This window comes from Glycomyces sp. NPDC046736, from assembly GCF_040645615.1.
Taxonomy (GTDB): domain Bacteria; phylum Actinomycetota; class Actinomycetes; order Mycobacteriales; family Micromonosporaceae; genus Glycomyces.
The window spans coordinates 49,906-74,914 of record NZ_JBEYYO010000004.1; the positions used below are offsets into that span (position 1 = coordinate 49,906).

At 71.1% G+C, this 25,009-nt stretch carries 17 protein-coding genes and 1 pseudogene; 7 read left to right on the forward strand and 11 right to left on the reverse strand.

Features of this window, described 5'->3' with window-relative positions:
- Positions 1-40 precede the first annotated feature (40 nt).
- The 7 genes from AB0B28_RS05685 to AB0B28_RS05715 form a co-directional block, all read right to left on the reverse strand.
- Entirely contained in the window at positions 41-808 is a 768-nt protein-coding gene (locus tag AB0B28_RS05685; protein ID WP_360117082.1) for an isoprenyl transferase, read from the reverse strand.
- A gap of 118 nt (positions 809-926) precedes the next feature.
- Positions 927-2,750 carry a phosphoenolpyruvate carboxykinase (GTP) gene (locus AB0B28_RS05690; RefSeq protein WP_360117762.1) on the reverse strand — a complete coding sequence of 608 codons (1,824 nt, stop codon included), beginning with the start codon at positions 2,748-2,750 and terminating at the stop codon, positions 927-929.
- A 763-nt stretch (positions 2,751-3,513) separates the two neighbouring features.
- Positions 3,514-4,068 (reverse strand): hypothetical protein, encoded by a 555-nt coding sequence (locus AB0B28_RS05695; RefSeq protein WP_360117085.1) that lies wholly within the window; start codon positions 4,066-4,068, stop codon positions 3,514-3,516.
- Positions 4,069-4,129: 61 nt separating this feature from the next.
- A complete protein-coding gene (locus tag AB0B28_RS05700; RefSeq protein WP_360117088.1) occupies positions 4,130-4,792 on the reverse strand; it encodes a hypothetical protein in 663 nt (220 codons plus the stop codon).
- Between the two features lie 77 nt (positions 4,793-4,869).
- The gene (locus tag AB0B28_RS05705) at positions 4,870-7,722 is read right to left on the reverse strand and encodes an FtsK/SpoIIIE domain-containing protein (protein WP_360117091.1); all 2,853 of its coding nucleotides are present in this window, start codon (positions 7,720-7,722) and stop codon (positions 4,870-4,872) included.
- Positions 7,723-7,724: 2 nt separating this feature from the next.
- Positions 7,725-8,495, reverse strand: coding sequence for a hypothetical protein (locus tag AB0B28_RS05710; protein WP_360117094.1), 771 nt, complete (start codon positions 8,493-8,495; stop codon positions 7,725-7,727).
- A 13-nt stretch (positions 8,496-8,508) separates the two neighbouring features.
- Positions 8,509-8,775 carry a hypothetical protein gene (locus AB0B28_RS05715; RefSeq protein WP_360117097.1) on the reverse strand — a complete coding sequence of 89 codons (267 nt, stop codon included), beginning with the start codon at positions 8,773-8,775 and terminating at the stop codon, positions 8,509-8,511.
- Between the two features lie 231 nt (positions 8,776-9,006).
- Here AB0B28_RS05715 and AB0B28_RS05720 point away from each other — a divergent pair, with 231 nt between their 5' ends.
- From AB0B28_RS05720 to AB0B28_RS05730, 3 genes are all read left to right on the forward strand, one after another.
- Positions 9,007-10,290, forward strand: a complete 1,284-nt coding sequence (locus AB0B28_RS05720; protein WP_360117100.1) for a PhoH family protein — start codon at positions 9,007-9,009, stop codon at positions 10,288-10,290.
- Positions 10,291-10,359: 69 nt separating this feature from the next.
- Complete coding sequence (locus AB0B28_RS05725) at positions 10,360-11,043, forward strand: transglycosylase SLT domain-containing protein (protein ID WP_360117103.1); 684 nt, start codon at positions 10,360-10,362, stop codon at positions 11,041-11,043.
- A gap of 69 nt (positions 11,044-11,112) precedes the next feature.
- Entirely contained in the window at positions 11,113-11,784 is a 672-nt protein-coding gene (locus tag AB0B28_RS05730; RefSeq protein WP_360117105.1) for a lytic transglycosylase domain-containing protein, read from the forward strand.
- Between the two features lie 93 nt (positions 11,785-11,877).
- Here AB0B28_RS05730 and AB0B28_RS05735 read toward each other — a convergent pair.
- Positions 11,878-12,459 (reverse strand): annotated as a pseudogene (locus tag AB0B28_RS05735) (DUF998 domain-containing protein); the annotation flags it as partial.
- Positions 12,460-12,617: 158 nt separating this feature from the next.
- Between AB0B28_RS05735 and AB0B28_RS05740 the strand changes: the two are divergent.
- The 4 genes from AB0B28_RS05740 to AB0B28_RS05755 all read left to right on the forward strand — a co-directional run bounded on the left by AB0B28_RS05740 (position 12,618) and on the right by AB0B28_RS05755 (position 18,978).
- A complete protein-coding gene (locus AB0B28_RS05740) occupies positions 12,618-14,534 on the forward strand; it encodes a thioredoxin domain-containing protein (protein WP_360117108.1) in 1,917 nt (638 codons plus the stop codon).
- Positions 14,479-16,164, forward strand: a complete 1,686-nt coding sequence (locus AB0B28_RS05745) for an ABC transporter ATP-binding protein (protein WP_360117765.1) — start codon at positions 14,479-14,481, stop codon at positions 16,162-16,164. The genes AB0B28_RS05740 and AB0B28_RS05745 overlap by 56 nt, the downstream gene beginning before the upstream one ends.
- Entirely contained in the window at positions 16,164-17,918 is a 1,755-nt protein-coding gene (locus AB0B28_RS05750) for an ABC transporter ATP-binding protein (protein ID WP_360117111.1), read from the forward strand. The genes AB0B28_RS05745 and AB0B28_RS05750 overlap by 1 nt, the downstream gene beginning before the upstream one ends.
- A 160-nt stretch (positions 17,919-18,078) precedes the next feature.
- Positions 18,079-18,978, forward strand: a complete 900-nt coding sequence (locus AB0B28_RS05755; protein WP_360117114.1) for an alpha/beta hydrolase — start codon at positions 18,079-18,081, stop codon at positions 18,976-18,978.
- Between the two features lie 118 nt (positions 18,979-19,096).
- Here AB0B28_RS05755 and AB0B28_RS05760 read toward each other — a convergent pair whose 3' ends face one another.
- The 3 genes from AB0B28_RS05760 to AB0B28_RS05770 all read right to left on the reverse strand — a co-directional run bounded on the left by AB0B28_RS05760 (position 19,097) and on the right by AB0B28_RS05770 (position 24,953).
- Positions 19,097-21,379, reverse strand: coding sequence for an endo-1,4-beta-xylanase (locus tag AB0B28_RS05760; protein ID WP_360117117.1), 2,283 nt, complete (start codon positions 21,377-21,379; stop codon positions 19,097-19,099).
- A 230-nt stretch (positions 21,380-21,609) separates the two neighbouring features.
- Positions 21,610-22,527: a formylglycine-generating enzyme family protein gene (locus AB0B28_RS05765; RefSeq protein WP_360117768.1), complete on the reverse strand. Its 918-nt coding sequence runs from the start codon at positions 22,525-22,527 to the stop codon at positions 21,610-21,612.
- 104 nt (positions 22,528-22,631) lie between these two features.
- Positions 22,632-24,953 carry an arylsulfatase gene (locus AB0B28_RS05770; RefSeq protein WP_360117120.1) on the reverse strand — a complete coding sequence of 774 codons (2,322 nt, stop codon included), beginning with the start codon at positions 24,951-24,953 and terminating at the stop codon, positions 22,632-22,634.
- Between the last annotated feature and the right edge of the window lie 56 nt (positions 24,954-25,009).

The following is a 25,009-nucleotide window of genomic DNA, read 5'->3' on the forward strand; positions in this document are numbered from 1 at the left end:
TTCCTTCACAATTTCGGCGCCGCCTCGCTTTCGGGGCGTGTCACTTGCCGTAGCGGCGGTCGCGGAAGGCGTAGGAGCGGACGGCGCGCAGGAAGTCGACGCGGCGGAAGTCGGGCCAGTTGGAGTCGCAGAAGTAGAACTCGGAGTAGGCCGACTGCCACAGCAGGAATCCCGAGATCCGCTGCTCGCCGGAGGTGCGGATGACCAGGTCGGGGTCGGGCTGGCCGGTCATGTAGAGGTGGCGGGCGATGGAGTCGGCGTCGATGGCGTCAGCGGCCTGTTCGAGGCTCGCGCCGGTCTCGGCCTGTTCGAGCATGAACGAGCGCACGGCGTCGGCGATCTCGCGCTGGCCACCGTAGCAGACCGCGAGGTTGACGCGCATCCCGCGCTTGTCGGCGGTGCGCTGCTGGGCGCCTTTGAGGGCGGCCTGGTGGGCTTCGGGGAGCAGGTCGAGGGCCCCGACCATGCGCAGCTGCCAGGGCTGGTCGTCCTCGGAGAGTTCCCCGGCGAGCTCGTCGATGATGTCGAGGAGGGGGTCGAGCTGGTCCTTGGGACGGGAGAGGTTCTCGGTGGAGAGGAGCCAGATGGTCACGTGCTCGACGCCGAGCTCGTCGCACCAGCCCAGGAAGCGCTCGATGTGCTTGGCCCCGGCGCGGTGGCCGTCGTTGGGGTCGGTGAGCCCCATGTCGCGGGCCCAGCGGCGGTTGCCGTCGACCATGACGCCGATGTGCCTCGGCAGCGACTGACCGGTCAGTTCGCGTGCGAGCCGGCGCTCGTAGATCAGGTAGAGCAGGTTGGAGATTCCCACAACCGGCAATTGTAGGCCTGGACGGCCTGTGGTCCGGCCCAGGTGGGCGCACGGGTGCGGGCGGGGCCCCGCCGCCGACGCCCGGCCAGGAGCGTCGGCGGCGGTTTCCCAAGGGGCCCTAAGGGTTGTCGAGGCGCTGCTTCAGCGCGTCGAGTTCGCTCCAGAGGACGGTGGGGAGGCGGTCGCCGAAGCGGGCGAACCAGCTCTCGACGAGGGGGATCTCGGCGGCCCATTCCTCGCGGTCGACGTCGAGGGCGGCCTTGAGGTCGGCTTCGGCGAGGTCGAGGCCGTCCGTGTCGATCGCCTCGGGGGTCGGGCAGTACCCGATCGGGGTCTCGACGGCTTCGGCGCTTCCTTCGAGGCGTTCGACGACCCATTTGAGGACGCGGGCGTTCTCGCCGAACCCGGGCCACAGGAAGCGGCCGTCCTCGCCGCGGCGGAACCAGTTGACGTAGAAGACCTCGGGCATGAGCGACTCGTCGGTGGCGGCCTTGCCCATGGCGATCCAGTGGCCGAAGTAGTCGGCGGCGTTGTAGCCGATGAACGGGAGCATCGCCATCGGGTCGCGGCGCACGACCCCGACCTTGCCCTTGGCGGCGGCGGTGGTCTCCGAGGAGAGCGTGGCGCCCATGTACACGCCGTGGACCCAGTCGCGGGCCTGGGTGACCAGCGGGATCGTGGTGGCGCGGCGGCCACCGAAGAGGATCGCGTCGATCGGGACGCCGCGCGGGTCGTCGTACTGCTCGGCGAGCACCGGGCACTGCTTGATGGGCGTGCAGAAGCGCGAGTTCGGGTGGCTGGAGGGCTCGTCGGACTCAGGGGTCCAGTCGCGGCCCTTCCAGTCGATCGCGTGCTCGGGGGCCTCGCCCATGCCCTCCCACCACACGTCGCCGTCGTCGGTGAGCGCGACGTTGGTGAACAGCGTGTGGCCCTTGGCGATGGTGCGCATCGCGTTGGGGTTGGTGTCGTAGTCGGTGCCGGGCGCGACGCCGAAGAACCCGTACTCGGGGTTGGAGGCCCACAGGCGCCCGTCGTCGCCGAAGCGCAGCCACGCGATGTCGTCGCCGAGGGTCTCGACCTTCCAACCCGGGATCGTGGGTTCGAGCATGGCGAGGTTGGTCTTGCCGCACGCGGAGGGGAACGCCCCGGTCACGTGGTAGACCTTCCCTTCGGGGCTGGTCAGGCGCAGGATGAGCATGTGCTCGGCGAGCCAGCCCTCGTCGCGGCCCATCGCCGAGCCGATGCGCAGCGCGTAGCACTTCTTGCCCAGCAGGGAGTTCCCGCCGTAGCCCGAACCGAAGGACCAGATCTCGCGGTCGGCCGGGAAGTGGGAGATGTACTTGGTCTCGTTGCACGGCCACGCCACGTCGGCCTGGCCCGGCTCCAGGGGCGCGCCGACCGAGTGGAGGCAGCGCACGAAGTCGGCGTCCTCTCCCATCGCTTCGAGCACGTTCGAGCCCATGCGGGTCATGATGTGCATCGAGGCGGCCACGTAGGCCGAGTCGGTGAGCTCGACGCCGAACATGGGCTGCTCGGCTTCGAGGGAGCCCATGCAGAAGGGGACGACGTACATGGTGCGCCCGCGCATGGAGCCGCGGTAGAGGTCGGTCATGGTCTCGCGCATGTAGTCGGGCGCGGTCCAGTTGTTGGTGGGCCCGGCGTCCTCGGGGTCGAGCGAGCAGATGAAGGTGCGCTCCTCGACTCGGGCGACGTCGTCGGGGTCGGTGCGGGCGAGGAACGAGTCCGGCTTGGCCGGGACGGGGACGAGGGTCCCGAAGGCGACGAGCTCGGCGGTGAGCCGGCCCCATTCGGCCTGGGTGCCGTCGCACCACACGATCTGGTCGGGGTCGGTCAGGGCGGCGACCTCGCCGACCCAGGCGATGAGCCCGGCGTGGGTGGTGGGGGGATCGGTCAGCCCGGTCAAGGGTTCGGCGGCTTCGATGCTCACGTTGGCTCCTTCGGCTTTGGTGCTCGTTCGAGCGGCGGGGCGCGAGGCCCGTGCCGCGGCCGGCCCCTCGGACGCTACGTGAACGGCGGGCTTCGCGCAGGAACTCGTGCGCGATTGCACCGGGCTTGAGCAGGCACTCCGTGAACGATCCTTTACAGCTTGCGCATTCGAGCTCGAAACGAGCACTACTACCGGCTGTTTCCACTTTTGTGCGCAGCCTCGCGCATCACAATCCGAATTTGCATCATGCTCTCAACTAACGCGATCGGTTTCGATCATGAAACGAGCGCGTTAGATCGCGGTCACGAGCAGATCGGTGCGCGGAGAGCGGGCAGCGACAGGCCCATTTGACGTGAATCAGCCCACAACGGCGTGCTGTAGGTGAAGATGCCTAGGGCGGGTCCGGGAACTCGCGGCGAGTCGGTATCCGAGTCCATTCGTTCGCTCGCGAGGCGGAAGGCCTTCCGAATACCGGTGTTGTATTCGGGAGGCCGACAACGAAGCGAGCGGGCGAATGGGCCGGATAACGGCCGTCGGGGGTTCCCGGACCCGCCCTACAGGTCACCCCGAGAAATGAGCGCGTTGGAGACGACGATGGCCCACCGTGAACCGGAACCGCAGCCGCGCCGGGTGAAGCACCTCGCGTTCAGCCTCGGCCTGCCGCTCCTCGTGATCGCGGCGGTCGTGATCGTCTACCTGGTCGCCAGATAGACGAACGGCCGCGACCCCGAAGGGCCGCGGCCAAAAAAACATCGGGTCAGACGGAGGGTCCGCGGCGGCGCAGCTCGTCGACGCTGACCATCGCCTCGCGCAGCTCCTTGAGCCAGTCCTCGGCGTGCTGCTCGACCAGCCGCACGCACCACGCCAGAGCGTCCGAGCGCGACGCGGCCACGCCCGACCCGACCAGCGTGTCGAGCACGAGCCGCTCGGGCTGGCGCAGACGCGTCGTGACCGGCAGCGACTGGTGGGTGAACACCATGGTGGTGCTCCCGCAACGCGCCCCCCACGAGGCCTGGCGGTGGTACCGGTACTGGAGCTGCTGCGCGATCTGGACGCGCATGTCCCGCGTGGCCTCGCGGAACCGGGAGATGCGGCCCTCCTCGGTCGCGGCGCGGTCGGATTCGGTGGCGTCGGCGGGATGGTCGGGGGTCGGCAGCGGGCAGATGATGATCATCTCGTCGCGGTCGACGGTGACCTCGGGAAGCCCCGAGATCCAGCCGTCGGGGACGATCCCGTAGATCCACGCCGGGGCGTCGTCAGTGGACGGCAGGGGTCCGTAATGCCACGAGCCGGTGTCGTCGTTGGCGGCCATCGACGGGTCTCCTCACGTTTCTATGACGCATCAGGTGTACCCCATCGAAGCAAATGCGGGCTCACAGGCCCCGCATGAACGCCCCCGCCAGAGCGCACACCGCGACCACCGATGCGCCCACGCACGCGAGGACCTGGCCCGGCCGCGGGCGGACCCGGTACTGCCAGCTCAGCCACACGCTCAACGCGACCGGCCCGGCCCCGACTCCTCCGAACAGGGTCAACGCCGCGAACGCCGGGCCGACGGCCGAGTCGTCGCGGAGGATCCACAGCGCGACGGCCACGGCGAGCGTGCCGAGCCCCGCCCCGATGAGCGCGGCGGTGACCTCGGTGTGGCGCGGCGCCTCGATCGGCAGTTCCCCCTGCCGGGCGAGGGCCAGGAGCCGCTCGGAGCGTTCGAGCCGGGCCCGGACGCGTTCGGCCTCGGGCTCGGGGTCGGGCGTCCCGGGCTCGGGCGCGGGACCGGTGCGGCGGTGGCCCACGAAGTCGCCCAGGGACCGCCACAGCGCGGCGACGGTCTTGTCGGTCTCGGCCACGAGCGTGGACGCCGACACCGAGGCCCGGTCGGCCTCGTCGCGGGCCGCTCGGGCGGCGGCGACCGCGTCGGTGAGGCGTTCGGCCTCGTCGCGGTAGGCGGTCTCGGCGGCGCGGACCTCCTCCTCGGCGCTGGAGCGCTCGGCCAGGTAGGCCGCGACGGCGTCGGCGTATTCGGTGTCGGTCGCCATGGCGTCTCCTCTGCTGTGTTTCTCGGCCGGGCTCGCGTTCGGCTGCCACCGATCTTCGTGTCGTCCCTGGCCCGGTGCTATTGCAGGTCGAGCACGGCTTCGGGCCGGGGCAGGCGGGCGGTGGTCCGGTAGGGGATCACGACCTGCGGGACGCGGTGGCGGGCCCGGTCGAAATACAGGCCGCGGCGGGTGCGCGGATACCAGGCCGGGCCGCCGCTCGCCGGGGAGAGCGGCGCGAGTTCGGGGCCTTGGACGTCGAGGGCGAGCCAGGCGTCGACCGCGTCGAACCGGGCCGAGAACCCGCCGAGGTCTTCGCGCAGGCGCGGCACGGACCGCCACCAGCCGAGGGTGTGGAGGTGCCGTTCGGGGCCGTCGATGAGCATGGCGCGCAAGCGGGCCAGCCCGGGCGCGTCGAGGCGGGCGGCGTCGGCGGCGTACACGAGGTTCAGGCGCAGGGTCCCGTCGCAGCGCAGCTCCCAGTCGCGGCAGGCCGCGTCGAGGTCGTCGTGCCAGTCGACCTCGGCCCCGTCGGCTTCGAGCGCGGCGGCCAGCGCGAGCGCGGCGGGCGCGGCGTCGGGTTCGAGGCAGCACAGGTCGACACCGATGCGCTGGCCCGCTTCGCGCGCCGCGGCGGTGGCGGTGAGGGCGGCGGTGGCGAGGATGTCGGCGGCTTCGGTGGTGCGGGTACCGAGGACGGCGAGGTTGCGGCCGGGAGCGCGGTGGAGGGCCAGTTCGGCGCCGCGGGAGGCGACGTCGATGGTCTGGCCGAGCAGGGCGGTCTCGGGGCCGGGCGCGGTGTCGGCGAGTTCGGGCACGAGGTCGCCGTCGAACAGCGCGGGCGGGGGGCTGCCTGGCTTGCGGGCCTCCCACAGGCGCTGCTGGAGGGGTTCCCAGGCGTCGGCGTGCCCGGCGTTGGGGACGGCGACGGTGGTGTTGGCGCCGGTGTGCCCGGATTCGGCGTTGACGACGGCGTGGAAGCGGGGGACGGTGTCGGCGGCGTGGTTGTTCTCGGCGAGGACCCTGCGGGCCTTGGGGAGTGCGATGCGGAGGGTGAACTGGGCGACCAGGCTGGGGCGGCCCCAGAGCGCTTCGATGCCGGCGATGTCCTGGGAGGCGAGGACGAGGTGGATGCCCTGGCTGCGGCCGCGGCGGGCGAGGTCGTCGAGGAGCTGCACGGCTTCTTCGGTGACGGCGTCGCGCGCTTCGAGGAGCACTTGGAACTCGTCCACGACGGCGACGATGCGGGGCCAGTGCCCTTCGGGGTCGGCGGCGCGGAGCTCTTCGAGCTTGGTGGCCTCGTGGGCTTTGGCCGCTTCGGCGCGGCGGCGCAGTTCCTCTTTGAGGTGCCGCAGGAGGGCGAGGCCGAATTCGCGGTCGTCGTTGATGTTGACGCCGACCAGGCGCACGTGCGGGAGCCAGGAGGGGTCGCGGCGCCCGGACGCGAAGCGCGCGAAGGAGACGCCTTCTTTGAAGTCGAGGAGGTACAGCGCGAGTTCGTCGGGGCTGTAGTCGGAGGCGAGGGCGGCGATCCAGGCGTAGAGGAGGTTGGTCTTGCCCGAGCCGGAGGGCCCGCCGACGAGCGCGTGGGGCGGGTTGTCGCCCAGTTCGATGCGGGCGAGGTCGCCGGTGGGGGTCTCCCCGACGGCGGCGCGGAGCCCGGTGGCCGAGGACGCGGTCCACAGCCGGGGCGGGAGGAGGTCGACCAGGCGGGCCGGTTCCCTTCCGGCGCTGTGCTTCTCGCCGATGGCTTTGGCGGCGGCGGTGATGGTGGAGGCGGGCGGGGGGCCGTCGAGCTCGATCGCGGCCCCGGGCAGGCCCGAGTAGGCGTCGGCGGTGAGGCGAGGGAGGTCGGCGGGCCCGGCGGTGTCGTCGCCGACAATGACGAGGTGCACCCCGGCGGCGACCCCGGTGCGCCTCAGGCGGGCGAGCTGGGCCTGGTCGTGGGCGGGCCAGGCGGCGAGGTCGGCGCCCTGGAGCACGAGCACCCGCCACGGTTCGGGCCTGCGCCCGGTCGCGGCGGCGAGGGCGGCGAGCGAGTCGTGCTCCCCGGCGAGCACGTCGGCGTTGACGCGCCGCACGGTCTCCACAAGCGAGTCGAGTTCGTCGCGCAACCCCGAAGGCCCCACAAAGGAGAGGAGTCCAGCCTTCCCGAGTGCGGCGAAGGCAGAAAGCGACCGGCCGAGCCGCTCGGGGTCGTACACGTGGAACCGCACGAGCCCGGCGGGCACCGATCCCACGGCGCGCAGCAGCAGCCCGGGAAGTGCTTGCGCCGCATCGGCATCGATGCGCAGATGCGCCCGATCGAGCAACGGCACGAGCGCGGGCAGTGAGATCGCGGTCACCGAGGGTGCCGAAATGTCACACCCCCCTGTCACACTCTTCTCACCGGCAACAGCGCGAGACGGAAAGGAGGAACCAAGAGCGCCAACAGCCTCAGCACCGGCGGCGACGGCCGCCCGAGTGCCACCAGAGGCCAAGGCGGCGGCCTCCGGAACGCCGCGAAAATCAGGGTGGGTGGGGTGGGGGGCGGGGGGGAGGGGGCCCCCGGAGCGACTCTCACGTTCGCTGCCCGCGATCGTCCCGATCCGCAGCAGTGGGGCCGCGCCTCGGCCGAGTACCGACTCCGGTCGCCAGTCGTCCCAACCATCCCCGGCCGCCGCCGGGGCGGCGCGCCGCGCCGCGGCCAGTGCCGCTTCGTGTCCGCTCTGGACCGCCGCTGCGGTCCGCGCGGTGAGCGTGCTCATCATCTTCTCGTGGATGCCCTCCAGCTGCACTCGCTTGCGCGAGGACTCGCTGATGGCCCGTTCGGCTTCGGCCCTCTCGGCTTCGGCGGAGGCCGCGGTCCGGTCGGCGAGGAGGCGGGCTTCACCTCGGGCGCGGGCGAGTTCGTCGCCCATGGCCGCCACCAGTCGTCTGCGCCAGCTGCTCATGGTCACGCCTTCCGCTCGGTCTTGCTCAGTCGGTGGAGCGCGGCCACGAGCGCCGGGCCCACCGCCGCGGTGCGGGCCGCGTCCGGTTCGTCTTGGGCGCGCCCGAGCGTGCATGCCGAGGCGAGGGCCGCGCCGATGTGGTCGGGTTCGGCGCCGGGCACGAGGGAGCGGACCTTCTCGGCGCACTTGTCGCGCAACGCGGGCACGTCGCGCGCGGTCGGGGTGCGGCCGAGGTGTTCGGCCGCGAGCGTGCGCACGAGCGGCCAGGCCAGGCCCGGGAGCTTGACGCCGGTCTGGGGTCCGGCGTCGCGCAGGCGTTTGCAGTACGCGTCGGCGTTGCCGTCACCGGCGGCTTTGAGCAGGTCGTTGAACAACCTCGTGGGCGGGACCTTCTGGGGGTCGGCGGCCCCGGTGCGCTCGCACAGTTCGTTGACGCGGGCGGTCCACCACGCGAGCGGGTCGACCGGTGCGGGCGCGGCGGCGGGCCCGCTGCGCTGCGCGGGGGCGACGGCGGCCGGGGCGGTGCCCGCGCCGATCGCGTCCAGGTAGTCGCCGATCGCGGTGGCGGTCTCGGCGAGGCGGGTGCGGGCGTGGGCGAGGCGTTCGCGGGCGGCGCCGAGGCGGTGGAGGCCGATCTCGGCGTTCGATTCGCGCGCGGCCTCTTTGAGCTCGGCCTGCGCGGTCTCGAAGTGGGCGTCGGCGGTGTCGAGGGCGGGCAGCGGGAGGTCTGCGGCGAGGGCCCTGAGGCGCCCGGCGAGGGCGGCGACGTCCACGGCGGTCTCCGTTCTAGAGGGTCGCGGCGTAGGTCTCGGCCTGTTCGGCGGCCGCGAAGGTCGCGGCCAGGGACTGCTCCAGTTCGGCGGCGGCCTGCGCGAGCGCGGCTTGGGCGGTGGTGACCGCGTCGTGGCCCGAGCCGGCGGTGGCGGCGGTGAGGCTCCCTTGTGCTGACTCGATGTTCTGACTGGCGGCGGTGATCGCGGCCTGGCCGTCGCGGACCTGCTGGAGGGCGGCGGCGATGGCCGACTTGAGTTCGGCGACGCTCACGGTTGACACGAGCTCATTCTCACCGAGAACACGTCCACTTTCAGTGATCGTGAGATAACGCGGCGTGTCTGCTTTGTCGGATTTCCGACGCTCCCGTGACTACCAGTGTTGCTTTCGATGCATTTTACGGTGGCGGAGTGACACACCTCCCAACTAGAGTGTGACCTACCAACGGGGCACGGCGAGTCTGCAAGCCGCAGGCGAGCACCGCCCCTTCACATCGACACCCGGGAGGCGACCGTGCCAGTGCAACGCACTTACGTCCTCGACACCTCGGTTCTGCTGTCAGATCCAGGTGCGTTCTCACGGTTCGACGAACACCACGTGGTCATCCCGCTCGTCGTCGTCGGCGAGCTGGAAGCCAAACGCCACCATCCCGAGCTGGGCTGGTTCGCCCGGGAGTGCCTCAGGCGCCTCGACGAACTGCGCATCCGGCACGGGCGCCTCGACCAGCCGATCGCGATCGGGGACCACGGCGGTTCCTTCCGCGTCGAGCTCAACCACGTCGACACCTCCGGCCTTCCGGCCGGGTTCGCGCTCGACTCCAACGATTCGCGCATCATCGCCGTCACCCGGGCCCTGGGCCTGGAGGGCGCCGACTCGGTGCTGGTCACCAAGGACATGCCGCTGCGCGTCAAGGCCTCCGCGGTGGGCATCCCCACCGAGGAGTACCGGCACGGGCAGGCCGCCGACCCGACCTGGTCGGGCATGGCCGAGCTGTCGGTGCCCGACGAGCTGATCGACGCCCTGTTCGAAGGCGGCGAGGCCGACCTCCCGCCCGATGTGGACCTGCCGTGCCACACCGGGCTCGTGCTCAACGGCAACGGATCCAAGGCGCTGGGCCGGGTCACCGTCGACAAGCAGATCCAGCTCGTGCGCGGCCGGGAGGCCTTCGGCGTCCACGGCCGCTCCGCCGAGCAGCGCGTCGCGATCGACCTGCTGCTCGACCCCGAGATCGGGATCGTCTCGCTCGGCGGGAAGGCCGGTACGGGCAAGTCGGCGATGGCGCTCGCGGCGGGCCTGGAGCAGGTCCTGGAGCGGGAGCTGTTCAAGAAGGTCATCGTGTTCCGCCCGCTGTACGCCGTGGGCGGCCAGCAGTTGGGCTACCTGCCCGGCTCCGAGGGCGAGAAGATGAGCCCGTGGGGCCAGGCCGTGTTCGACACGCTCGGCGCGGTCACCGACGACAACGTCATCTCCGAGGTCCTCGAACGCGGGATGCTGGAGGTCCTGCCGCTCACCCACATCAGGGGGCGCAGCCTGCACGACGCGTTCGTGATCGTCGACGAGGCCCAGTCGCTGGAGCGCGGCGTGCTCCTGACGGTGCTCTCGCGGATCGGGCAGGGCTCCAAAGTGGTCCTCACCCACGACGTGGCCCAGCGCGACAACCTGCGGGTCGGCCGCCACGACGGCGTCGCCAGCGTCATCGACGTACTCAAGGGCCACCCACTGTTCGCCCACGTCACGCTTACGCGCAGTGAGCGTTCCGAGATCGCCGAGATGGTCACCAACCTGCTCGAAGGCTGAGCCGCGAGCTCTGGCATGCTGTGTCCCGGGCGTCTGTCCACAGACGCCCGGGACACAGGAGTAGAGCGCATGATCCCACTGCTGACCCGCTACGGCGCGAAACTCGCCGCCGTGCTCGTCCTCGCACTCGGGGCCGTCATCGTCGTGAACGCCGTGACCGACGACCCCGCCGAACTCGACGCCCAGCACCCCAGCAACCTCGCCGCCGAGAAGCAGGCCGAGGCCGAGGAGGCGTACGAAGAGGTCCGGTACCTGCACGTCAACTACATCGAGGAGACCGCGGGGGCCGACGTCGACGTCAAGGCCGAAGCGGTCGCCGACTTCGCGATCGACCGCGCCGCGAACCTGGACAAAGCGCAGGAGGACGCGGACAAGGCCGCCGAGGAGGCCGCCGCCGCGGCCGCCGCGAACACCAACCCCACCTCGGTCGAGATCCCCGGCTCGTGCAGCGAGTACTCGGGGAACAAGGCCACCGGTTGCGCGATGGCGACCGAGCGCGGCCACGACATGGAGCAGGTCGGCTGCCTCGTGGCCCTGTGGAACCGCGAATCGGGCTGGAACGAGAAGGCCGCCAACGGCATCGGCGCCTACGGCATCCCCCAGGCCCTCCCCGGCTCGAAGATGGAGAGCGCAGGATCGGACTGGGAGACCAACCCGGTCACCCAGATCAAATGGGGTCTGGGCTACATCGAAGGCCGCTACGGGACCCCGTGCTCGGCCTGGGCCCACTCCGAAGAAGTCGGCTGGTACTAGACGCACACGGCTGGGGCGGCCTCGCCGCCCCGGCCTTTTCCCTTCTCCCCCACCACCCCCGGAGGGCCGATGCTCCCCCGCCTGACCCGATACGCCGCCCGGATCGCCGCCTGCCTTCTGCTCGCCCTCGGCGCCGTCATCGCCGTCTCGGCCGTCACCGACCGGCCCTCCGACGAGGACGCGAACCACCCGAGCCAGCTCGCGGCCGAGAACCAGGCCGACGCCGAGGCCGCCTACGACGACATCCGCGGCCACCACCTCAACTACATCGCCGCCACCGCCGGAGCCGACGTCTCGGTCAAGGCCGACGCCGTGGCCGACTACGCCGCGGACAAGGCCGAAGGCCTGGACGAGGCCCAGAAGGCCGCCGACCAGGCCGCCGAAGAGGCCGCGCGCAACACCAACCCGACGTCAGTGAACATCCCGTCCAGCTGCGGCGAATACTCCGGCAACCGCGCCACCGGCTGCGCGATCACCCTCGAATGGGGCTTCGACCTGGAGCAGTTCGCGTGCCTGGAGGTCCTGTGGAACCGCGAGTCGGGCTGGAACGAACTGGCCGCCAACTCGATCGGCGCCTACGGCATCCCCCAGGCCTACCCGGGGAACAAGATGTCCTCCGAAGGCGACGACTGGCAGACCAACCCGGTCACCCAGATCCGCTGGGGCCTGGGCTACATCTCCGGCCGCTACGACGACCCGTGCGGGGCGCTGGCCCAGTCCGACGCCGAAGGCTTCTACTGATTCGTCGGCGGCCGAGCGGCGCTTGAGGAACGAGCCGACCACCGCGAGCGCGACCAGCCCGGAGACGATCGTCAGGCGCTGGAGCAGGCCGCCCATCTCCAGCCACTGCGGGCGGCCTACGGCGAACCACTCCAGGACGTACGGGGCCGACGTCAAGGTCAGGACGCCCACCGAGAACCAGCCGCACACGATCGAGGCGGTCGCGCTGCGCTCCTCGCCGGGGGCGTTGCGGCGCAGCCAGCGGCCCAGGACGATCCCGAGCGCGGCCATGGTGCAGAACGCGGCGAACGCGGCGTAGCGGTGCACGAAGTGGCCCGTCGAGAAGTGCGCGACCCCTTCGGGGTCGGAGGGCACGATCGCCACGACGCTGATGAACGCGGCCCAGGTGTACAGCGTCCACGGCAGCCAGCGCGGCAGGCCGCCGACGGCGCGGGCCATGAGGCCGAACGCGGCGGCGCCGAGCGCGAACAGGCCCAGTGAGACGGGCAGGAGCCAGCCCAGCGGGGTGTAGAGGTGGACGCTGACGACCGCGTACAGGGGGTTGAGGCCCGAGGTCAGGTGCAGGATCACCATGGCGAGGGCGCCGGCGGCGAGCGACGTGTAGCCGACGTTCGCGAATCCTTTGAGGACGGAGGTGCGGTCGTCCCGATTCACTGCGGGGGCAAAAGAAACCATGTAGAAATCCTCGCGATTTCGGGCCGCCGAATCAGTGACGCGGACACCCGAATCGCTCCCCCCGCCTGCACCAGCGCCGTGGTACCGCTGGCCCTACCGCGCGCGGTCCTGCCCCGCACCGGGCCCGTGCGGGCGGGCGCGTGTGGGAGGCTTGGCGGGTGAACGAGTTGGCCGGAGCCCTATCCCCGTACCTGCGTCAGCACGCCGAGAATCCGGTGGCGTGGCGCCAGTGGAGCCCCGAGGCGCTCGCCGAGGCCGAGCGGCGCGAGGTCCCGCTGCTCATCTCGATCGGCTATTCGACGTGCCACTGGTGCCATGTGATGGCGCACGAGTCGTTCGAGGACGCGACGGTGGCCGCTTCGATCAACGACCGGTTCGTGGCGGTGAAGGTCGACCGTGAGGAGCGGCCGGATCTGGACGCGGTGTACATGCAGGCCACGATGGCGATCACGGGGCAGGGCGGGTGGCCGATGACGGTGTTCGCCTTCCCCGACGGGACCCCGTTCTTCGCCGGGACGTACTTTCCCAAGACGCATTTCCTGCGCCTGCTCGACGCGGTGCACGCGGCGTGGTCGGACCAGCGTGAGGAGCTGCGGACGCAGGGGGCGGCGATCGTGGAGGCGAGCGCGGCGGGTGGCGCGGCGTTCGCGGACGTGACCGTGGCGTGTCCGCTGGACGGGCCGTGCCCGCCCGCGCCGCCGGTGCGATCGGCGTCTCTGGACTCGGGCGCGGAGGTGATCTTGGCTGCGGCCGACCGTGTCAACGGCGGTTTCGGGTCGGCACCGAAGTTCCCGGGGGTCCCGGCGCTGCGGTTCCTGCTGGACGCGTATGTGCGCACCGGGGAGGCGCGGCTGCTCGACCACGTGCGCTTGACCGCCGAGCGGATGGCGCGCGGCGGGATCTACGACCAGCTCGAGGGCGGCTTCGCCCGGTACAGTGTGGACGCTTCGTGGACGGTGCCGCACTTCGAGAAGATGCTGTACGACAACGCCGAGCTCCTGTGGCTGTATGCGCGTCTCTACGGCGAGGGCGATCTGTTCGCGCGCGTCGCCGACGAGACCGCGGCGTTCCTGCTGGAGCGGTTCTCGACTTCTGAGGGCGGTTTCGCGGCGGCGTTCGACGCCGACACCGACGGCGTGGAGGGCCTCACCTACGTGTGGACGACCGCCGAGCTCGAGGCGGTGCTGGGCGAGGACGCGGCCTGGGCGGCCGAGGCGTTCGGCATCGACGCGGCGAACCCGAACTTCGAGCACGGCGCGAACGTGCTGGAACTGCCGCGCGATCCCGAGGACGGGGCGCGTCTGGCGGCGGTGCGGCACCGGCTTCTGGCCGCGCGGCGCGAGCGGCCGCAGCCGGGCCGGGACGACAAGGTCGTGGCGGCGTGGAACGGCTTGGCGATCGCGGCGCTGGCGGAGTATGCGACGCGCACGGGCCACCGCGACTCGCTCCTGGCGGCCGAGCGGGCCGCTGAGCTGCTGCACCGGGTCCACGTGGGCGAGGACGGCCGTCTGGCGCGGGTCTCGTTGGGCGGCAACGCTTCTACGGCGCCGGGAATCCTGGAGGACTACGCGGCGGTGGCGTTGGGGTTCCTGCGTCTGGGCGGGGTGTGGACCGAACGCGCGCAGGCGCTGTTGGAGCAGGTCCGGGCCCACTTCGGCGACGGCCTGGGCGGCTTCTACGACACGGCCGCCGACGCCGAGACCTTGGTGTCGCGCCCGGCCGACGTGCACGACGGCCCCACGGCCTCGGGTTGGGCCCTCGCGGCGGCGGCCCTGCTGGAGGCGTTCGAGGCGACCGGCGACGAGACTTACAAGGACGACGCCTGGCGGGCGATCGCCCGGGCCGAACCGCTGATGCGCGCGAACCCGCGTTTCACTGCGGGCCTGCACGCCGCGGCGGAGGCGCTGGTCCGGGTCCAGCGCCCGGAGTTATCCACAGGCCGGTGCGGGTGGAATCACACCGGTCGGTCCCGGAAATGCGCTTGCCGCTCGGCTAGGACCGTGCCTACTTTTGACTGTTGTGAAGCCGAACCCGCTGCGCCCGCCGACCCTGTCCCCCGGGGACATTCCCGCTGACCCGTGGCGCTACCTCCTGTACGTCGCCCGCGCCCACACGGGCCTGGTCGCGGCCGGGTTCGTGGGGTTGAGCATCTCGGGCACGGCGTGGATCCTGCTGCCTTGGGCGATCGCGAAGATCGTCGACGAAGTCCTCGTGGCCCGCGACTCGGGCCCGCTGCTCCAGTGGTCGATCGTGCTCGTCGTGGTGGCCCTGGGTTCGTCGTGGGTGTTCGTGGCCGGGTACCGGGCCCTGTTCATGGCCGAGTCGCACGCGCGCGTGCGCACCGTGCGGGACCTGACCGACCACCTCAACCGGGCCGGGACCGGCGTGCGCGGGGCGGTCTCCCCCGGGGAGATGGTGAACCTCTCCACCGAGGACGCCCACAAGACCGGGTCGTTCATCTTCCAGCTCGGATTCGGGTGGATGGGTCTGGTCATGCTCGGGGTCGGGACCGGGATCCTGTGGAACGTCCACCCGGCGCTCGGGGCGACCACCGCGGGCGGGGTGCTGTTCATCGGGTTCGTGGTCGGGCCCGTGCTCGGGCGGCTCCAGCACCACCAGATCGCCTACCGCTCCTCGGTCGCGACCCTGACCGGGCAGGCCGCCGACGTCGTGGGCGGGCTGCGGGTCCTGCGCGGCGTGGGCGGGGAGCAGCAGTTCTCCCAGCGCTACCGGGCCGCCTCGGCAGACCTGCGCGAAGCCGGATACGGGGTCGCGACCGCCGACTCGTGGGTGCAGGGCCTGCGGGCGAGCCTGCCGTTGGCGCTCATCGCGGCCATCACCTGGGTCGGGGCGCGACTGGCCCTGACCGGGACCATCAGCGTGGGCGAGCTGTCGGCCGCGTTCGGGATGACCGCGCTCGTGGCCCAGCACTCGGGGGCCATGATCGGCATGGCCCAGTCGATCATCGCCGCGCAGGTCGCCTCCCGGCGGCTCACCGCGTTCTTCCGTACCCGCAGCGACATCGCCGACGACGGCACCGCCGCCGGAGCCCGAGGGGCCCTGCGCGACCCCGAGTCGGGGCTCGCCGTCGAGGAAGGCCTGCTCACCGTCATCGTCAGCGCCGAGGCCAAACCCGCCGAAGCGGTCATGGAACGCCTCGCGCGCTACCGCGAGTCCGAGGCCGAATGGGGCGAGCAGCGACTTGACGACCTCACCCTCGACGAGGTCCGCGAGCGCGTCCTGCTCCTGAGGGAGGACTACCTGTTCGCGCAGAGCCTGGCCGCGACCCTCCGCGTCGAGGAGTCGAAGGCGCTGGCCGCGATCGAGGCCGCGTGCGCGGCCGACGTCTATTCCAGCCTCGGGTCGACCCTCGACGGCGAGATCACCAACGGCGGCCGGAACCTCTCGGGCGGGCAGCGCCAGCGCCTGCGATTGGCCCGGGCGCTGGCGGCCGACGCCGAGACGCTGCTGGCCGTCGAGCCCACGTCGGCGGTCGACGCGCACACCGAGAACCTCATCGCCGAGCGCGTGGCCGCGGCCCGCGCGGGGCGCACGACCGCCGTGGTGACGGCGTCGCCGCTGTGGCTCGCCCGCGCCGACCGGGTCGCGTGGCTGGTGGACGGCAAGGTCCGCGCGGTCGGCACGCACGCCGAGCTGTCCGCCCAAGGCGAGTACCGCGCCCTTACCTCACGTCTGGAGTCCTGATGAGCGCCATGTCGGAAACCGAGCGCCGGGGTCGGCTGCCGATCGCCGACCGCGCCGCGATGTTCCGCGCGGTCAAGCGCCTGGTCATCGAGGACAAGGCCGCGTTCGGGCTCGTGGTGCTGCTGTACATCGCCGCGGCGGGGGCCGGGGCGGCGCTGCCGGTGATGCTTGGGGCGGTGATCGACGGGATCGGGACCGGTTGGGCCGCTTCGCGGGTGGACATGATCTGCGGCGCGATCGCGGCGTGCGTGGTGTTGCAGCTGGTGCTCATGCGCACCGGGCGCAGGCTCGGGTACCGGCTGGGTGAGCGGGCCGCGGCGCGGCTGCGCGAGTCGTTCATCGACCGGGTGCTGCGGCTCCCGCTCGGGACGGTCGAGCGCGCGGGCACCGGTGACCTGGCGACCCGCACCTCCGGGGACGTGGGCGCGGTGGCCGAGCTGCTGCGCAAGACCGGCCCCGAAGTGGCCGTGGCGATCATCGAGCTGGTGGTGCTCACGGTGGCCGCGTTCGTGGTCAGCCCGAAACTCGGGGTGCTGTTCCTGGTGGGCGTCCCGATGCTGGTGTTCGCCGCGCGCCGCTACGTGCGATTGGCGAGCCCGGTGTTCCTGTCGGAGCGGGCCGCGATGAGCGAGATCGCCGAGACGCTCACCGCTTCGGCGGCGGGCGCGCAGACCGTCGCCGCCTACCGGATGCAGGACGAGCGGGGCCGGGCCGGGTACGGGCGGGCCGGGGCGCACATGGACCGCCTCAAAGGGATCATCCGGCTCCAGACCTGGTTCTTCCCGGCCACGGACCTGACGTTCCTGGTGCCCACCGTCGTGGTCACGATCGTGGGCGGCCTGTGGTACCTCGAAGGCTGGGTGAGCGTGGGCGAGGTGGTCGCGGTCGCGATGCTCACGCTGCGCCTGGACGGGCCGGTGTTCCGGTCGATGATGTCGCTCTCTGAGTTCCAGATGGGCGGCGCGGCGATGGCCCGCGTCGAAGGCGTCCACCTCATGCCCGACGAGGTCCGCGAGGCCGCTCCGGCCGGTGCCGAGGTGCGCCTCGACGACGTGACGTTCGGGTACGGGGACGGCCCGGACGTGCTGCACGGGTTGAGCCTGCATCCCAGGAGAGGCGAACGCCTGGTGGTGGTCGGGCCTTCGGGGGCGGGCAAGTCCACGATCGCGCGCCTGGTGGCCGGGATCGACCGGCCGAGGCGGGGCGCGGTGACGCTCGGCGGCGCGCCGGTCGCCGACGTGCCGCTGGAGGAGTTGCGCCGCAAGGTGGTGCTGGTGACGCAGGAGCATTACGTGTTCACCGCGACGCTCCGCGAGAACCTGAACCTCGCCGCGCCAGAAGCCGGCGACGACGATCTGCTGGCGGCGCTGGCGACCGTGGACGCCCGGTGGGCCGCCGACCTGGGCCTGGACACGATGCTTGGCGAGGAGCACCACGAGTTGAACCTCGCCGAGGCGCAGCAGTTGGCGCTCGCGCGGGTGATCCTGGCCGACCCCGATGTGGTGATCCTCGACGAGGCGACCGCCGGGATCGACCCCGGCAGCGCCGGGAACGTGGAGGCCTCGCTCGCGGCGGCCCTGGACGGGCGGACCGTGATCGCGATCGCCCACCAGCTCCAGGCCGCCGAGTCGGCCGACCGGATCGCGGTCGTGCAGGCCGGGAGGATCGCCGAGGAGGGCAGCCACGCCGAACTGCTCGCGGCCGACGGCGCGTATGCGAGCCTGTGGAAGGCGTGGAAGGGCGTCCCCGCCTGAACCTGGATCGACGGCCCGCGGCTATTGCCGCGGGCCGTTTCGCATCCCGGGCAAGCCACGCGAGGCGGACACAAAATACCAGAAATTCGCATTTCGGATACTAGGGTGGAGTCCCGTATCTCCGGCACCACAGTGCCGCGAACCTCGAACGGGAGCCTCCATGCCGCGCACGCCGATCAACCCGCACGTCCGCCGCCACCGCTGGGCGGGGTACACGTACTGGTCGCGGCAGACGCGCTCGGAGTCGCCCCGGCTCGACCCGGTGGTGCTCGTCGGCGGGGCGCTGCACCGCAAGGAGGACTGGGGCCGCGTCGAGCAGGGCATGCTCGCCGCCGCCGACGTGATCTGCCCCGACCTCCCCGGTTGGGGCGCGGCGGATCTGCTGCCGCCCTACCTGGGACCGGACGTCCCGGTCGAAGCGCTCGTGCGGCTCCTGGACGACCTGGGGATCGCGAAGGTGAACCTGTTCGCCGGCTCCTACGGGTCCTCGGTGGGCTACCGGATGGCCCAGACGCATCCCGACCGGCTCGCGCGGCTGGTGCTGGCCGGGACGATGGGCGCCATCCCCGACGAGTCGCGGCCGATGATGCGCGCCGCCGTCGCCTTGGCCGAGAACGGCCCCAGGGAGCGGTTCGGGCCCGCCGCGGTCGACGCGCTGATGAGCCCGCACCCCGACATCATCGCGAAGGCCGTGGTCCGGCGGGTCCTGTCGATGCGGTTCGGCGACGCCGACGAGGCCGACCTGGCGAAGTTCGTGGCCAACACCCACCGGCTGCTCTCACGCGACCTCATCGACCCCTCGGTCCCCCCGACCGTCCCGACCCTGTTCACGACCGGCGAGCACGACACGCTCACCCCGCCCGCGCTGTGCCGGGCGTTGGCGTTCACGTGCTTGGAGAGCTGGTACGTCGAGATCGCCCGCGCCGACCACCTGATCCACCTCGAACGGCCCGCGCAGCTGGTGGACTTGATGACCCGGTTCTTCGCCGAAGAGGAGCTCGGCGACTTGCCGTACGCGACCGTCGTGGAGGATCTGCGCCGCATTCCCGTCGCGGCCTGAAGGCCGGTCCCCCTCGCGGGGAACCGGCCTCGGCGGCGGCATGCCGGCCCGTCGCCGGCTGAGGGCCGGTGCCCGGATCGGTTGGGGGTCAAGCGGTCCGGGCACCGGCCGTCGATTCTTAAGCGCCCCATTCGGTCGCGCGGCGGCGCCGCACCACCAGCAGGACCGCGCCGGCGGCCGCGATCACGGCCGCCCCGGCGATCGCGGCGGTCAGGCCCGCGCCGGTGATCGGGAGCTTCCCGCCGCCGCCGTTGCCGCCGTCCTCGATCTCCTCGACCAGTTCGGCGATGCCCCAGTTGGCGTTGGTGTTCCACGACAGCCCGGTCGGGTCGTACCAGGTGTGCACCGAAGTGCGCGCACCGTCGGTGCCGTCGTTGACCTGGAGTTCCAGGCCGTGCTCGGCCCCGATCACGCCTTGCCCTTCGGCGAGGGCGATCGCGATCTCGACCCGGTACCCGGTGTCGGTCAGCTCGGTCGCGCTGGTGACTTCCCCCGCGTCGGGTCCGTTGGCGCCCACCGAGACCGCGTTCGAGACGCTCACCCGGTACTGGCCGTCGGCCTCGCCGTACCCGCCTTCGCGGGTGTTCCCCGGGTTGAGGAAGACCTCGACGGAGTCCTGCTCCCACGCGTTGGGGCTGGCCTCGTCGATGTTCGGGTCGGTGACCTCGAACAGCGCGTACAGCGCCTGGTCGTCCCACAACAGCGACACGTCGGCCTTCGCCCCGTCAGGGGTGCCTTCGACGTTCACACCGGTCGCGACCTGCGCGGCCGCGTCCCAGGCCGCGTCGCGAGCGCCGTCGACCTCAGGAGCGGCCTCTGCGAGGGGGATCTGGACGCGCGCGTACTCGGGGTCGGCCCCGTCGGGGATGGCGGGCAGGCGCGAGGGGTCGACGATCCCCCAATAGGCCCACTTGGAGCGCAGGTCGTCGCCGAAGACCAGCGGGCTCTCCAGCGGCCGGGGCTGTTCGCGGGTGCGCTGCCAGGTGCGGCCGTCGTGCAGGCCCCACACGGTGACCGATTCGAGCTGGTCGGCGTGCTCGCGGTACATCGCGAACAGGTCGCGGTAGAAGTGCCCCTGCTCGATCAGGCGCGCCTCGTACTCGGGGAACTCGACGCCCTCGCCGGGTGCGCCGATGACCACGTCGAGTTCGGTCACGGCCTGGAGGACCCCGAGTTCGGCGAACTTGTCGAGGCTCTGCTCGATCTGGGTGATCGAGGTGTTGAGGTTGACGTGGGTCTGGTGGCCCACGCCGTCGACGGGGACGCCGTCGGCGAGCATCTGCTCCACGAGCCCGTAGAGGTTGTCCCGCTTGCCGGGGTTCTCGGTGCCGTAGTCGTTGATGAACAGCTTCACGTCACTCGCGCCGACCGCGTCGAACTGCTCGCGGGCGATCTCGAACGCCGCCGAGATGTACTCGGTGCCGCCGAAGATCTGGTACCAGCGGCTGTTGCGGTAGACCTCGGCGTTGTTGTCGCTGATGACTTCGTTGACGACGTCCCAGGCCCAGATGCGGTCGCCGTAGTGCTCGGCGATCGCGCCGATGTGGGCTTCGAGGCGGTCGAGCATGATCTGGCGGTCCTCATCGGAGTCGCCGAGCGGCTGGCCCGCGTTGGGGTGGCCCGCGGGGTATTCGAACCACCATTCGGGGGTCTGGTCGGTGTGCCACAGGAACGTGTGGCCCCAGACCTCCATGCCGTTCGCCTCGGCGTATTCGACCAGCTCATCGGCCGCGGCGAACGTGAAGGTGCCTTCGGTCGGTTGGATCGCGTCGGGCTTCATGTGGTTCTCGGCGCTGATCGAGTTGAAGTGCTTGTTCAGCAGCTGCGAGTACGGGTCGACGATGTCGCGGCTGTCGATCGCGGCGCCGAACAGGAAGTCGTCGGCCAGGAAGTCCTTGAGCGAGGGGATGTCCGGTTCGATCCCGGGCGGTTCCAGCTCGGTGATGGTGAAGTCGTCGATCCAGTACGAGGCGTCCACAGTGGGCGATTCGACGTAGAACGTGAGCAGCTCGGCCGGGGACGCGATCGAATACTCGCCGCGCAGCTCGATCCAGTCGGCACCGGCCGCGGCCTGGTAGACGACGCTGTCGTAGCTGGTCCCGGCCGCGCTCTCGCGCTGCACGGTGGTGGTGAGCTGCTCGCCTTCGGAACCGTCGGCGAAGCGGGCCCGCACGGCGATCTCGTAGATCCCGCCGGGGGCGATGTGGTCGGTGATGTCGAGCGAGGGCCCGTGCCAGTCGGCGTCGCGGCCGGTGGTCAGCAGCGCGCCGTCGCTCGCGTCGAGCGCGACCGGGCCGCGCGGGGCCCAGTCGCCGACCGTGCCGTCTTCGAAGTCGGAGGAGTAGACGACCTCTTGCGCGGCCGCGGGCTGCGCGAACGCGAGGGCGCTCGCAGCGGTCATCAGGACACCGAGGCCCGCGGCCAGGCCACGGCGCCGCAGGCGTCTGCGGGTATGAGCTTTCATGAGCGGTTCAACTCCGGAGGAGGGGAAACTACGGACCGAAAGTTTCAGAACTCGAATGAAACTTTCGGTGAGGGTGCTGCCATACTAAGAGCCGCATCCATCAATGTCAATCTCGGGGGTCGGCCTCCACCGCGCTGCGCTTCAGCGCCGCCGGACGCGGCGGCAGTTCACGGGGTGCGGGCGCAGCGGAAGCCGAGGTGGCCGGTGGTGGTGTCGACGGTCTGCGGGAGACGGGCGGCGGGGCGGTAGCGGCGGCAGTAGTTGGGGGCGCACAGGTGCGAGCCGCCCTTCATGACCTTGCGCGGGACGCGTTCGGCAATCGGGGTGGCGGGGTCGACGCTGAGGAGGCGCTTCCCGCCGGTCGGGTCCTGGCGCGGGGCCGGTGCGCAGCAGGCGGGCGTCGGGGTGGGCCGGTGCTGGGACCACCAGTCGGCGGTCCACTCCCACACGTTGCCGATCATGTCGTACAGGCCGAATGCGTTGGGGGCGTAAGAGCCCACCGGTGAGGTGCGGTACCAGCCGTCGGCCTGGTCGTTGTGGTGGGGGAAGTCGCCTTGCCAGACGTTGGCGCGGTGTTCGCCACCGGGCGTGAGCTCTGGGCCCCAGGCGTATTCGGTGTCGGCTCCGGCGCGGGCGGCGTGCTCCCATTCGGCTTCGGTGGGCAGACGCTTCCCAGCCCAGGCCGCGTACGCCTCGGCGTCGGCGTAGGCGATGTGGACGACGGGATGGTCGCCGAGATCATCCACATCGGATTCGGGACCCAGAGGGCGGCGCCAGTTCGCACCGGGCACGTGCGTCCACCACCGGTAGGCGTCGTCAAGGGGCACCGGGTGACTCGGCGGCGTGAACACGGCCGAAGCCGGGACGAGGAGCGCGGGGTCGGCGCCGGGGTAGTCGGCCGGGTCGGGCGCGAGCTCAGCGGCCGTCACGTGCCCGGTGGCCTCGCAGAACGCGGCGAAGTCGCGGTTCGTGACCGGATACGCGTCGATGTGGAAGGGGCTCACCGCGACGCGGTGCGCGGGGGCCTCTTCGGGGTAGTGGCGGTCCGAGCCCATGGTGAACTCGCCGCCGGGGACGAGGATCATGTCTGTGTCGGTCGTCGCTGGCTGCACGTGGGCCTCCTGGGTGTCCGGCCGAGAATACGAAGTCGGCCCGCCAGAGGCGGGCCGACACGTCGAGCGGATGCGGTTCAGTCGCGGGACATCGCGGCGGACATCTGCCGCTCGATGTCCACATAGGCGTCGTCGGCGATGTCGAAGACGACCTTCGCGATCGTGCCGCCGGTGAACGGGAACGTCGGCTGGTAGTCGGCGCTGACGGAGTCGCCGCCGTCGTAGCCGACGCACAGCCCCTCGCCGCACAGCGAGAAGTTCGCGGTCTGCGTGCGGATCTCGGTCTCGGCGACCACCGCGCCGTCCACGTGGAGCCGCAGCGGCCCATGCGATTCGCTGTGCTCGCCCACACGTTCCTTGACGAACTCCACGCCGACGATGTGCGCCCCGGGACCGGGCAGCGGCACGGCGAGGCGCTGCTCGGGCTTGATGCCGAGGAAGTTGTAGACGAACACCAGTTCACCGTCGTTGCAGAACAAGCTCAGACCGCCGAAACGCGACCCCTGGGCGACGATCACGCCCCGGCTGTCCTCGGTGAGGTCCACCTCGGCGAGGATCTTGAACGAGCGCCCGTGCGTGTTCGCGGCCGAGGCCTCGGGGACCGGGCTCGTGTTCGGGTAGTAGACGTAGCGTCCGTCCTCGGGCACCGGCACGCGGTAGCGGAGGTCCTCGAACATGAGCAGGCCGATGTCGCTGAGCGGCAGGACACCGTACTTCTCGGCCTCCTCCCGCCACAGGGCCCGCAACTCCTCGACCTTCTCCGGATGCTCGTCGGCGAGGTCGCGGGCCTCGGCTCGGTCGACGTCGGTGTGGAAGAGCTGCCAGCGGTCCTGGTCGAAGCGGCCCCGGTCGAGCGGGACGGGGCCGTGCTCGGCCACGGCCTTCCAGCCCTCGTGCCAGATGGCGCGGGTCCCGAGCATCTCGTAGTACTGGGTGCGCTTGCGCGTCGGAGCCTCGGCCTCGTCGAACGAGTAGCGCATGGACACGCCCGGCAGCGGCGTCTGCTCCACACCGCCGACGACCTCGGGCATGTCCACGCCACAACATTCCAGGATGGTCGGGACGATGTCGGTGCTGTGGTGGTACTGGTGGCGCACCTCTCCGCGGGCGCGCATCCCCGCGGGCCAGTGGATCACCAGCGGGTCGCATACGCCGCCTTGATATGAGTAGCGCTTGAACATCCGGTAAGGCGTGGAGAATGCCACGGCCCAACCGGTCGGATAGTGGTTGTAGCCGTCCGGGCCGCCGAGCTCGTCGAGGAGCTTCATGTTCTCCTCGATGCTGTCGGGCCAGGCGTTGAAGAACTTGTTCTCGTTGACCGAGCCGTTCGGGCTGCCTTCACCCGAGGCCCCGTTGTCCGCGGCGTAGATGATGAGCGTGTTGTCGAGCTGCCCGGACTCTTCGAGATAGTCGACGATCCGGCCGATCTGGACGTCGGTGTACTCCGAGAAGGCCGCATACGCCTCGGCCATGCGCGAGAACAGGCGCCGCTCGGGCTCGGACAGCTCGCCCCAGGGACGGACCGAGTCGGCCTCGCTGAACGTGCCCGGCGCCATCGGATTGAGTTCGGTCAGCTCGGTTCCCTCGGGAAGGATGCCCTTCTCGACCATCCGCTGGAGCACCCATTCGCGATAGGCATCGTAGCCGTCGTCGAAGACGCCCCTGTACTTGTCGATGAACTCCTGCGGCGCATGATGCGGAGCGTGGTTCGCGCCGGGGCAGAACCACATGTACCAAGGCTTGTCCGGCTCGCCCTGCTTGGAGTCGCGGATGAACTCCAGCGCCTTGTCGGCCAGGTCCTTGGAGAGGTGGTAGCCGTCCTCGGGGCCGTACGGCTGGTCGATGTAGTGGTTGTCCTCGGCCAGGTCGGGATACCACTGGTTCGTCTCGCCGCCGATGAACCCGTAGAACCGGTCGTACCCCATGCCGAGGGGCCACTGCTTCTTCGACGAGCCCATGGTCCCGGCGTCGGGCGGCACATTGTGGTTCTTGCCGACCCAGAACGTCGACCAGCCCGCGTCGCGCAGGACCGTCGCCATGGTCGCGCACTCGGGCGGCACGTGCCCGTTGTACCCGGGGAAGCCGGTCGAGTACTCCGAGATGCACGCGAAACCGTTCTGGTGGTGGTTGCGCCCGGTCAGGAACGTGGACCTGGTCGGGGAGCACAGCGCGGTGGTGTGCCACTGCGAGTAGGTCACGCCGTTCTGGGCGAGCCGGTCCAAGGTGGGCATCTGGATGCGTCCGCCATAGGGCGACCAGGCCGCGCAGCCGGTGTCGTCGTAGAGCACGACCAGGACGTTCGGCGCGCCCCCAGGGGCCTTCGGGTCCAGGTACGCGTCCCAGTCCGGCACCGAGTCGCGCACGTCGAGATTGATGGTGCCCTTGAATTCCCTGCCCACGATTCCCCCTCCGTCGCCGCTCGCGCGGCCGTGCACACACAGGACAACGTGAGGCT

Bases quoted from the DNA above. Each gene is read 5' to 3' on its own strand.
- AB0B28_RS05695 (WP_360117085.1), bottom strand. From the start codon at position 4,068: ATGGCCGCCAACGACGACACCGGCTCGTGGCATTACGGACCCCTGCCG.
- AB0B28_RS05700 (WP_360117088.1), bottom strand. From the start codon at position 4,792: ATGGCGACCGACACCGAATACGCCGACGCCGTCGCGGCCTACCTGGCC.
- AB0B28_RS05705 (WP_360117091.1), bottom strand. From the start codon at position 7,722: ATGAGCAGCTGGCGCAGACGACTGGTGGCGGCCATGGGCGACGAACTC.
- AB0B28_RS05725 (WP_360117103.1), top strand. From the start codon at position 10,360: ATGATCCCACTGCTGACCCGCTACGGCGCGAAACTCGCCGCCGTGCTC.
- AB0B28_RS05730 (WP_360117105.1), top strand. From the start codon at position 11,113: ATGCTCCCCCGCCTGACCCGATACGCCGCCCGGATCGCCGCCTGCCTT.
- AB0B28_RS05750 (WP_360117111.1), top strand. From the start codon at position 16,164: ATGAGCGCCATGTCGGAAACCGAGCGCCGGGGTCGGCTGCCGATCGCC.
- AB0B28_RS05755 (WP_360117114.1), top strand. From the start codon at position 18,079: ATGCCGCGCACGCCGATCAACCCGCACGTCCGCCGCCACCGCTGGGCG.
- AB0B28_RS05760 (WP_360117117.1), bottom strand. From the start codon at position 21,379: ATGACCGCTGCGAGCGCCCTCGCGTTCGCGCAGCCCGCGGCCGCGCAA.
- AB0B28_RS05765 (WP_360117768.1), bottom strand. From the start codon at position 22,527: ATGATCCTCGTCCCCGGCGGCGAGTTCACCATGGGCTCGGACCGCCAC.